9 protein-coding genes are annotated in these 9,421 nt (G+C 61.3%); 2 read left to right on the forward strand and 7 right to left on the reverse strand.

All coding sequences use genetic code 11. The annotated features are described in order from the left end of the window. From IAE77_RS00950 to IAE77_RS00970, 5 genes are all read right to left on the reverse strand, one after another. A partial coding sequence (locus IAE77_RS00950) for a putative Na+/H+ antiporter (RefSeq protein WP_294220483.1) occupies nt 1-1,101 on the reverse strand: 1,101 nt, incomplete at its 3' end. 79 nt (nt 1,102-1,180) lie between these two features. Further along, complete coding sequence (locus tag IAE77_RS00955; RefSeq protein ID WP_294220486.1) at nt 1,181-2,119, reverse strand: calcium/sodium antiporter; 939 nt, start codon at nt 2,117-2,119, stop codon at nt 1,181-1,183. A 12-nt stretch (nt 2,120-2,131) separates the two neighbouring features. After that, complete coding sequence (locus tag IAE77_RS00960; RefSeq protein ID WP_294220488.1) at nt 2,132-2,575, reverse strand: universal stress protein; 444 nt, start codon at nt 2,573-2,575, stop codon at nt 2,132-2,134. Nucleotides 2,576-2,783: 208 nt separating this feature from the next. Beyond that, nucleotides 2,784-4,328: a hypothetical protein gene (locus IAE77_RS00965; protein ID WP_294220490.1), complete on the reverse strand. Its 1,545-nt coding sequence runs from the start codon at nt 4,326-4,328 to the stop codon at nt 2,784-2,786. Beyond that, the gene (locus IAE77_RS00970; protein ID WP_294220492.1) at nt 4,325-5,908 is read right to left on the reverse strand and encodes a phosphate ABC transporter substrate-binding protein; all 1,584 of its coding nucleotides are present in this window, start codon (nt 5,906-5,908) and stop codon (nt 4,325-4,327) included. Before IAE77_RS00970 ends, IAE77_RS00965 begins: the two co-directional genes overlap by 4 nt. Before the next feature lie 266 nt (nt 5,909-6,174). On the opposite strand from IAE77_RS00970, the gene IAE77_RS00975 reads away from it, so the two are divergent. Continuing rightward, complete coding sequence (locus tag IAE77_RS00975; protein ID WP_294220495.1) at nt 6,175-7,212, forward strand: Gfo/Idh/MocA family oxidoreductase; 1,038 nt, start codon at nt 6,175-6,177, stop codon at nt 7,210-7,212. Nucleotides 7,213-7,319: 107 nt separating this feature from the next. Here IAE77_RS00975 and tnpA read toward each other — a convergent pair whose 3' ends face one another. Beyond that, on the reverse strand, nt 7,320-7,772 hold the full coding sequence (tnpA, locus tag IAE77_RS00980) for an IS200/IS605 family transposase (protein ID WP_294220498.1): 453 nt from the start codon (nt 7,770-7,772) through the stop codon (nt 7,320-7,322). 171 nt (nt 7,773-7,943) lie between these two features. Between tnpA and IAE77_RS00985 the strand changes: the two genes are divergently transcribed. Beyond that, nucleotides 7,944-8,222: a cytoplasmic protein gene (locus IAE77_RS00985; RefSeq protein ID WP_294220500.1), complete on the forward strand. Its 279-nt coding sequence runs from the start codon at nt 7,944-7,946 to the stop codon at nt 8,220-8,222. Between the two features lie 138 nt (nt 8,223-8,360). Here the strand turns inward: IAE77_RS00985 and IAE77_RS00990 are convergent. Next, nucleotides 8,361-9,421 (reverse strand): recombinase family protein (locus IAE77_RS00990; RefSeq protein WP_294220502.1); only part of this gene is annotated, 1,061 nt, incomplete at its 5' end.

Genomic DNA, 9,421 nt, shown 5'->3' on the forward strand with positions numbered 1-9,421 from the left:
ATCGACGGGATTGGTGAAGATCTGTCCGGTCGAGCCGGTTTCCACCAGGCTGCCGAGGTAAGTGAGCGCGGCGTTGTCGGTGAGGGCCGTCAGGCCGGTCGCCCCGAAGTAAAGGGTGGCACCGTCCAGGCTGGCGATGAGCGGTTTCAGCCACCACGACTGCAAGGAGCCCAACGTCACCAGCCCGGCCAGGAAAAAGCCCACCAGCAGGCCCTCCCGCAATTTCAGGCCGTCCTGATATTCCCGCGTGGCGATGACCAGGCCGAGGAAGATCATGAAGATGCCGAAAAACACATCCGGGTGATGGGCGAAGCCGACCACCAGCGCCAGGAAGAACACATGCAGCAGCGTCAGCCAGGCGGGCACCTTTCCACCTGTGCTGTGATGCGGCGTGAGGCTGCCGATCTCCTTGCGAAACACGAATGCCACGAGCGCCGTGGCCGCCACACAGCTCGCGGCGGCACGCCAGCCGAAATGCGTGAGCATGAACGCGGTGTCCCATTTCCAGGTGCCCGCCACCATCAGCACCGGCGGCGCGGCAAAGTGCGTCAGCGTGCCGCCAATGGAGACATTCACGAACAACAGGCCCAGCGTGGCGTAGGCCAGCCGCGTGCTGATGCCGCGGTCGAAGTAACGGCGCTTCAGCAGGATGGCCAGCAGCGTCATGGCCGCAGGCTCGGTGATGAAGGAGCCCAGCAGGCTGCCGAAGGACAGTGAAGCCACGTAAAATGCCATGCTTTCGCCCAAAGGCAGCAGTTTGGCGATGAGCGAGATCAGCGCCTCGGCCAGACGCACCACCGGACGTGTGGCGGCCACGACCATCACCACCAGGACGAACTTCGGCTCCGTGTAGTTCAGGCTCTCAATGTAATGCACCGCCTCGTCCACGCTGCCCTTCATCACGGCGATGCCCGCGAACAACGCGGAGGCCCACAGGCCGAACACCACCTCCGTCTCCGCCAGGAAGTGCAGCAGATTCTCCTGGATCGAGCCCCGCGGAAACCGGTGTGCCAGCTTCGCGAACTGCTTCACCGCGAAGGTGTGCAGCACCGCGAGGGCAAAGAGGGACGAGGCGAGGATTTCAACAGGCGTTGCAGTCATGAGTGGAGCAGCGTTGGGGTTCCGTGATGTCCCGTTTCCCCAAGCAGATGATGTGCCCGCCCGCAACCTGCAAAGACCTTCAAGGCGCGGCCTCGCCAGCCTTCAGCGTGAGCGCCAGATACGCCGCATAGGTGGCCAGCAGCACCAAGCCGCGCCCGCGTCCCAGATGACCGCCCTTCCCCGGCAGGATCAGCAGCATCGTGATCACGCCAAACGCCAGACTCGGCACGATCTCCGGAAGCTTCACCGGATACGGACGGATGAGCGCCGCCACCGCCGCGACGAAGAGCACGTTGAAGATGTTGCTGCCCAGGATGTTGCCCAGCCCCACATCGTGATGACCGCGCATGCGGGCGATGAAGGTGGTGGCCAGCTCCGGCGTGCTGGTGGCCGCCGCCACCACCACCGCACCGACCACGAACGGGCTCCAGCCCAGCCATTCCGCCACGCCTTTGCCACCATCCACCACGAGCTGCGCCGCCACGATCAGCAGCGCCAGCCCCATGACGATGGCAAAGCCGGTCTTGAGCGGCGAAACCGGCTCCACCGCCGCCTCCATGTTCGCCGCATGGCGTCGTGCATGCCGGATCACCGCCAGCAGCCACAGCACAAAGCCCAACATCATCACGGCCGCGTCGATGCGTGAGAACCAGCCGTCCATCAGCAGCAGATAAACCACGCCCGGCACCAGCACGGCCACCGCCCAGTCACGCCGCACACCATCGTCCTCCGCCTTCATCCCGGAGAGCGCCACCACGATGGCCAGCACCAGCGAAATGTTCACCACATTGCTGCCCAGCACATCACCGAGCGAGATCTGCGGCACGCCATCCACGGCCGCGTGGATGGCCACCAGCAACTCGGGCGACGAGGTGCCGAACGCCGCGACCGTCACGCCGATCACCGCCGAGGGCCAGCGCAAACACCGCGCCAGACCAACGCCGCCTTTGACGAAAAACTCGCCGCCGAACCAGGCGAGCACGATGCCCGCCACCAGCATGGAAATAGAGGTGCTCATGAGGAGGAGGGATCAGTCCTTGACGATCAGAACGTGGCAGGACGCCTGGCGCACGACCTTGTCCGTCACGCTGCCCAGCAGGGCATGTTTCAGGCCGGAATGGCCGTGCGTCGGGATCACGATCGCGTCCACCTGCTCCTCCTTCGCCGTCTGGCAGATCACCTCAGCCGGGCGGCCGTCCTTCACCAGCACACGCACCTTCGCGGCATCGGGAAACAGCTCCACGGCCAGCTTTTTCAGCATCTCCGCCGCCTCATGCCGCATCTGCGAGTGCAGTTCCGCCGTCTGCACGCGCAGACCTTGATAAGCCGGCTCCGCCACATGCAGCAGCAGTACTTCCAGCCCGCTGTGGCGCTGCATCTCCACCGCCGTCTCCAACGCGACCCGCGCCGAGTCTGAAAAATCCGTCGGCACCAGAAGCTTTCGCCACGCATGAGGATGGGAGGAAGTCGCCATGCCCCTCAATCAGTCCCGATCCCCTCAAACGGCAAGCGGTTCCGGCACATCGGCCGCAGATTCTTGCACCACTGGGCCGCACCCGCGCTGGATATAGCCCGATATTCCGCTACCCAGCCATCCCGCCGTAGATTCCGGTCACGCTTTCACAACGCAGTCCTTCACAGCCATCGCAAACTCGCGGTTCAACCGGCGGACCAAGCCCGCATCACCTCGCATAAATGGCGCTCAGCCGGATCTCCGATCTCTTCGCGCCTTCAAAGACCATCCGCAGCCTTGCCTTCTCCGGCAGCGCCTCTTTCGAAGCGAACACCACCGGCATCTGAAACCCGCTCTTCGTCACCAAAGCCGCGTTTTGACCCGAAAACGCCTCCAGCGGCCTTTCGAGGGCATCGAGCACTTCCACGCGCAAAACAGCCTCTTTGCTCAAACCATCCACATTCACATAAAAGCCCGTATTCGGCCTCGATACAGCCGCCGTGACCAATTCTGCCGTCACTTTCGGCATCTGATAATCCCCCGGCCCTTCACCGCTGGCATCGAACACCAGGACACCCATCCGATCGCGAGGCCACGACGCGATTCCGACACCTCCACGCACCACTTCCGGCCCACCCGTTGGCCGTGGATCCCAGGCACCGTAATACAGAAACGTCTTCTCGCCGATGTTCTCAAAGCCCTGGCCCTGAATGACGCCGCCTTGATCCCATTCGCCATCCTTGCCGCGTTCCAGCAGCGTCCATTCATGCTTCGGCTCGCGAAACGTATGCCCGTCATTCGACGTCACGAAGCCCAGATCGACCGACACATCCTTCCACTCTGCCGCGCCATGCCAGCGGCCATACACCCCGAGCAACACATTCCCCCGATTCCACACCGCGATGCCTTCGTGGTTTTGCTCCCCTTCCCGACTCTTCCCCGCGCCGAGATACTCGTGCTGCACATCACGCACAAAGGCCAGCGTGCTCGTCGAGGACCAGTTCACAAAGTCCGCGCTGCGATGCAGCCTCACCACACGGCCTTGGTAGTGATGCGTGTGCGGCATCGCATTCTGCGCCGTCAGAAAATACTGCCCGTCCCACTGATACAGCCCGCAGGCCGGCTCCAGATGAAAGCCCGGCACCAGCAGATCCTGCTTCGGCAGCTCACCTTTGACCGGATTGACCTCTTTGACGGGGTGCCAGGTCAACCCATCCGCGCTCACAAACGGCAGCAGCGTCCCGAGACGCGTCTGATGACGAAAATAGACATGCGTCACCATCTTGTAGCGCCTTGAAGCATCGGGATCCGCATCATCCTTGATCACCTTCAAATTCACAAAGCCCCAAGCGCCGCCCACATCCACGAGGTTGTTCTTTTTGCTGCCACGAAAGTCCACCAAGCCCAGCTCCGGCTTCACCCACGTCACGCCGTCCACACTCTCCGCATACGCCGCCCGCCAGCGCTCCGACTTCACCGCATGCTCGACCTGATCATCAAAGGCCACATACCACATCCGATACTTCCCGGCCTCGTGAATGATCGAGCCATAAAACTGCACCCCATGCGCATCCACCGAGCCCGCCTCACCACGCCGCACGACTGGGTTTCCCTCAAACCTCACCGGCTGCCGCATTTCGAGCTTCAAATTCTGCGTGTGCGGGATCGAGACCTTGTCGAAGGCGAACAAGGTCGTCACCTTCGTCTCATCAAACAGTTCCGCCGACCACGCGGACGTGGCTCCCAGCACCAGCAACGGCAAAAATCGCTTCATGGCCCCTCAACGTCGAAATCAGAGAACAACACACACCAATTCCACAGCGGATACCCCTGCCCTGCCCGCGTGCCGTAGCTCGCATCGCCGAAGGTATAGACCGACTTCTCCGGGTCGGAATCGCGCACATTGCCATAGCTGAACGCCCGCTGCGCCGTCACCGCCTGCCCGACTTCAAATGGCACTCCATTTCGTAACTCCCGCGCTTCAAAGCGAAGCACGCTGACGCCGTTTTCTTCCCTCACCGCTCGAATCGGCACCCGCGTGCCCGCACTGGCCACAAAGAACGCGCCTTCATCTGTGAGCGGCTTCAATTCCTTCGCAAAGCTCCGCGTTAGAACCATTTCCTCATCACGAATCGCCGCAATCGCGCCCAGCGATGCCGCAAACGGATACCCATAGCTGACGCGGCATTTTTCACCCGCAGGCAACGCTTTGGCAAAACGAAGCCGCACGCTCGTCGCTGAAGCGATCTCCACCGCCTTCAGCACGACGCCATGCACGCGAAAGCCCGTCAGCGTGCTGAATCCGCCGTCCACCGCCGATTCCTGCCTCGCGAGAAAGCTCGTATCGATCACCAGCGGCGGTCGCGGCACCGTAAACTCGATCACCATGCTTTCGCGCTCCGCCTCAAGTATCGCTTTCCGAGGCCGCAACGGCTCCCACGTCTCCTTTTGATGCAGTACGCGATGCATCACCTTTCCAGCCTGCTCGCCCCACCAGCGCTCGCCATCGGCGGAGAGGTGAATCGCATCACCATGCCGATTCGGCGGATACACGCTGTTGATCGCGCTCGGCACCGCATAGTGCGGCCCCACGAGATGAATCGCTTCGTCCGCATCTGCCGCCATGAGCTGCGCCTCACCCGCCGGACCGAGCGTTTGATACGTGAACATCGGCAGCTCGCCCTTTTGCCCCGTGATCGCGCCCAAATCCGCCGACCACTGCCGCCGATACGCGATGAGTTGATCGCGATACCACCTCAATCCTTCCGCACGTGGAATTTCCGCATCCCAACGCGTCGGCACGATGCCACCCGTCGGCCCACCATTGCCCTCGCCCTGCATCCAGTAGAGCGCCTCGATGCGAAAATCAGGCCGCAACGCCTTCGCCCGCCGCGCATCATCCAAACTCGTCCTGTAATACCCGCCACCATGCCTCCGCGACTCCGGCGTGCGCTCATCCACCGACAAATCGGCACTCGAAAGCTCCTGAATCTGCCTCCCGCCCTGCCCCGCGCATGCGACGAGATAACTCGCGGGTTGTTTCATCTGGGCAGCAAGATGATCCGCCATCCCATTCGCCACCGTTTCACCCAGCCCGCCATTCACCGTCGCCCGCAGCGGCACGAGTCTAAACGATGCATCCGCCCTTTTCTCCGGCGTCCCCGAGTTGTCCTTCGCCAACCACGTCCGCACACCGCGCTCAAACATCACATTGCCCCACCTTGAGCCCTCGCTTGAAACCACTGGCAGCGACTCCGACCCATCGCAAAGCGACTGCCCCATCATCCAGACGCCGGAGAGGTCTGCGGCGGATGCCGTGCCAGTCAGGAGCAGGGTCAAAAGGAGGGATCTCATGGCAGGACAACGCCAGCAGTGGCTCATTACTCGCCGCCCATCTGTGTCCATGCACCGGAATCGAAGGCGCGCGTTTGCCGTGCCCTGCTGGCAGTTGCCCGATGCCAACGCCCCATTGCGCCCGCTCCGCATTCGTCATTCCTTTCCTCCGCCCTCATTTCACGCACAAAAACACCAGCACATCCCTCAAAAGCACCGTAAAACCACGCCTTCATTGCAGTATTGACATCTCCCGCCTCACTTTGGAGCATCCACACCCTCACACCATGAAGAAATACAACGTCGGAATCATCGGATACGGCTGGGCCGCAGGTGCCCACATCGAAGCCATCAACAAGACCACCCAGGGCCAGGTCACCGCCATCTACTCCTCCCGCAAGCTCGACGATGCGGAGCTCAGCGCCAAGCACGGCGGCCAGATCAAGAGCTACCAGAGCATCGATGAAATGCTCGCCAATCCCGACATCCACGTCGTCGATATCACCAGCTACCCCAGCCAGCATCGTGACCAGGCCGTCAAAGCCGCCAATGCGAAGAAGCACATCATCCTGGAGAAACCCATGGCCAATTCCCTCCAGGAAGTCCGGGAGATCGCCGCCGCCGCCAAAGCGAACGGTGTCAAAGGCTGTGTCTGCTTCGAGTGCCGCTGGTCGAACCAGTTCCAGGTCACCAAGGCCCTCATTGATGAAGGCCTCCTTGGCAGCCTCCATTACGGCGAGATCGACTACTACCACGGCATCGGCCCCTGGTATGGCCAGTTCCGCTGGAACACCGGCAAAAAAGACGGGGGCAGCGCCCTCCTCACCGCCGGCTGTCATGCCATGGACGCCCTGCTCATGATGATGGGCAGCGAAGTCGAGGGTGTCTGCTCCTTCTCCACCAAAAGCAGCAGCGACATCTTCAAGCCCTACGAATACGACACGTCGAGCACGACGATCCTCCGCTTCAAAAACGGTGCCATCGGCAAATCCGCCGCCATCGTGGACTGCCTGCAGCCCTACTACTTCCACACGCATCTCTGCGGCAGCCAGGGCAGCCTGCTGGACGACAAGTTTCACTCCATGAAGCTGCACACCGACAAGCACGCCTGGAGCAAGCTCTCCATGAAGATGCTCGACTCCGGCGATGTGAGCGACCATCCCTATCAAAGCCAGTTCCAGGCCTTCTTTGACGCCTTGGACGAGGGCAAGGACATGCCCCTCACCAGCTTCCCCGAGTCCCTGAAGAGCTTCGAAGTCATCTTCGCCGCCGACAAGAGCGCCGAACAAGGCGGCAAGCCGGTGACCATCGCCGATCTCGGCTAAACGGCGGCCTTCATCGCGAATTCAATCACGAACCAGCCTCGGGACGCCCTGCGTCCCGAGGTTTTTTGTGATCGGAAGGGGGCGTGGATCTCCGAATCTGCCGCGCCTCAATCCCACACGTAGGCCTCGTCGTAGGTCACGCCGTATTTGTTCAAGAACGCCCGAAACTCGTCCTGAAACGTGCGGGTGCGGTAATGTTCCTCTTGGTTGTCGATGTAGGTGGTGACGGCCATCAGGTCTGCCGGAGCGACGAAGAAGCAGCCGTAGCCGCGCTGCCACGCGAAGTCGCTCAAGGCGGCGGATTGGGTCTTCAGCCATTTGGAGGACGAGGTCTTCAAGGTTTCGACCAGGTCCGCGATGGTCAGGGTGCGAAAGAGACGGATGGCGAGATGCACATGATCGGCCACGCCGCCGACGCGGTAGGCTTCGCAACCCGCGTTCCGCGCCACCTCGGCCAGGTAGGCGTGCAAATGCGGGCGCAGCGGGGCTTCGAAGCGCGGGAGACGGTCCTTGGTGCTGAACACGAGATGGACGATGACGAGGCTCAGGGACTGCGGCATGGCGGGAGAAGCATGGGGCGGGCTTTCAGCCCTTGCCCTGATTTCGGCGGCTTTTCCCGGTTCCCTGGGCCGTTGGCCCAGGCTGGTATGGGCCGCGCCTTTGGCGCCGGGGGGAGGCACATTTTGGTTGGTCGTATCTCCCAATAGAAAGTAAAAGGTGGGCACACTCGCATGACTGCCAACTCAGACATCATCGCTGCACATCAGGCATCGAGCTGCCATCGCAGTCGGTTGCTGAGTGGCGCTGTCATGTGTGGTTGCTTCTATTGCTGCCAGATCTTCGCACCATCTGCCATCACCGAATGGGTTGATGAGGATGATTTGGGTGTTGGTCAGACTGCCATGTGCCCTTTGTGCGGCATTGATTCGGTGCTCGGGTCCTGTTCAGGTTATCCGATCACGACTGATTTTCTCAAACGAATGAACCTTCACTGGTTTGGTATCGCTTAGCTGGTTGCCACGTCCGTGTGAGAATTCATCAGCAACACACACGCGAAAGGTGACGACGGCTCGTGCGCTTCTCGCGCCCCTCCAGGGCGCGAGGGGGGAAGGCGGTGGGGGGCGAGAGTCCGGTGGTTGCACCACCGGCTAATTTCTTTCGAGCCTCAGGTTTTGTTGGTTTGTTGTCATGTCTTCTGTAGGAGCAGTGGATGAGAAGGTGATCTCGATTTCGGGGCGGCCTTGTTTGATTTCGATTCGTTCCACGATGCCTTCGATGATCCGGCGTTTGTTCTCGGCGGGTAGCTGGGGCCAGTTTTTATAGAGGGTGTCGGCTTCGACCTGCACGGCGTCGGCGCTGACGGTGCGGATGCGGTGGTAGTCGAGTTCGGCTTCCAGTTTGGGGAGTTCGGTTTGTAGCTGCGTGAGGCGGTCGGACAGGGGCTGATGGTAGCCGCCGAAGTCCGCCAGGGCGATGTGCCCGTCGAGGTAGAGGCGGTGCGTTTTGCTCATTTGATCGCGCACCTTGTCGATTTCCTGCCGGTGGGCGGCGAGGAGCTGCTCCTTGTCCCGCAGGTTTTGTTGGGCCTGTTCGATTTGGTGGTGAAGCCTGGTTTTGTTGGAGAACAGATCCCGGATCTCCTCGACGAACACTTCCTCCAGGTCGCGCATCGGTATTTTGTTGCGGCAGGCGGTGCAGACGTATTTCGGGGTGTTGGGGCCGACATACATCTTTTTGCCGCATTCACAGTGAACGAGCCCAGCGAATAGATGCACCGGCTTGGGGCCTGGGCGCTTCTGGGGTGCAGAGCGGCGTTGCTCGATCAACTGGTTGGCTTCGTTCCATGCGGTTTCGCTGACGAGCGGCTCGCAGGGAACGAGGCCCCATTCGCTCTCGTCTTTAATCTCATACTTCCACGAGCCAGCAACGCCACGGGTGACGTTGATGCGGTAGGTGCCTTTCGCTGTCCAATCAGCGATCAGCCTGCCGACAGAAACATCCTTCCATTCGCATTTGGCGCGTGTGCGATAGCCCATCTCATTAAGCAGTCGGGCCACGGTGCCAAGGCGTTTGTGCTTGAGGAACAGCTCATACATGAGCTTGCGCACCGGGGCCTCGGCTGGGTGCTGCACCAATTTTTTGGAGTCTTCGCTGTCCTGAGTGGGTATCGAAGGTAGCAGCGGCGAAAGCGGAGTGGTAGGAAGAGGGA

Source organism: Prosthecobacter sp. (genome assembly GCF_014879935.1).
Lineage (GTDB): Bacteria > Verrucomicrobiota > Verrucomicrobiia > Verrucomicrobiales > Verrucomicrobiaceae > Prosthecobacter.

Bases quoted from the DNA above. Each gene is read 5' to 3' on its own strand.
- IAE77_RS00960 (WP_294220488.1), bottom strand. From the start codon at position 2,575: ATGGCGACTTCCTCCCATCCTCATGCGTGGCGAAAGCTTCTGGTGCCG.
- IAE77_RS00985 (WP_294220500.1), top strand. From the start codon at position 7,944: ATGACTGCCAACTCAGACATCATCGCTGCACATCAGGCATCGAGCTGC.
- tnpA (WP_294220498.1), bottom strand. From the start codon at position 7,772: ATGCCGCAGTCCCTGAGCCTCGTCATCGTCCATCTCGTGTTCAGCACC.
- IAE77_RS00975 (WP_294220495.1), top strand. From the start codon at position 6,175: ATGAAGAAATACAACGTCGGAATCATCGGATACGGCTGGGCCGCAGGT.
- IAE77_RS00965 (WP_294220490.1), bottom strand. From the start codon at position 4,328: ATGAAGCGATTTTTGCCGTTGCTGGTGCTGGGAGCCACGTCCGCGTGG.
- IAE77_RS00970 (WP_294220492.1), bottom strand. From the start codon at position 5,908: ATGAGATCCCTCCTTTTGACCCTGCTCCTGACTGGCACGGCATCCGCC.
- IAE77_RS00955 (WP_294220486.1), bottom strand. From the start codon at position 2,119: ATGAGCACCTCTATTTCCATGCTGGTGGCGGGCATCGTGCTCGCCTGG.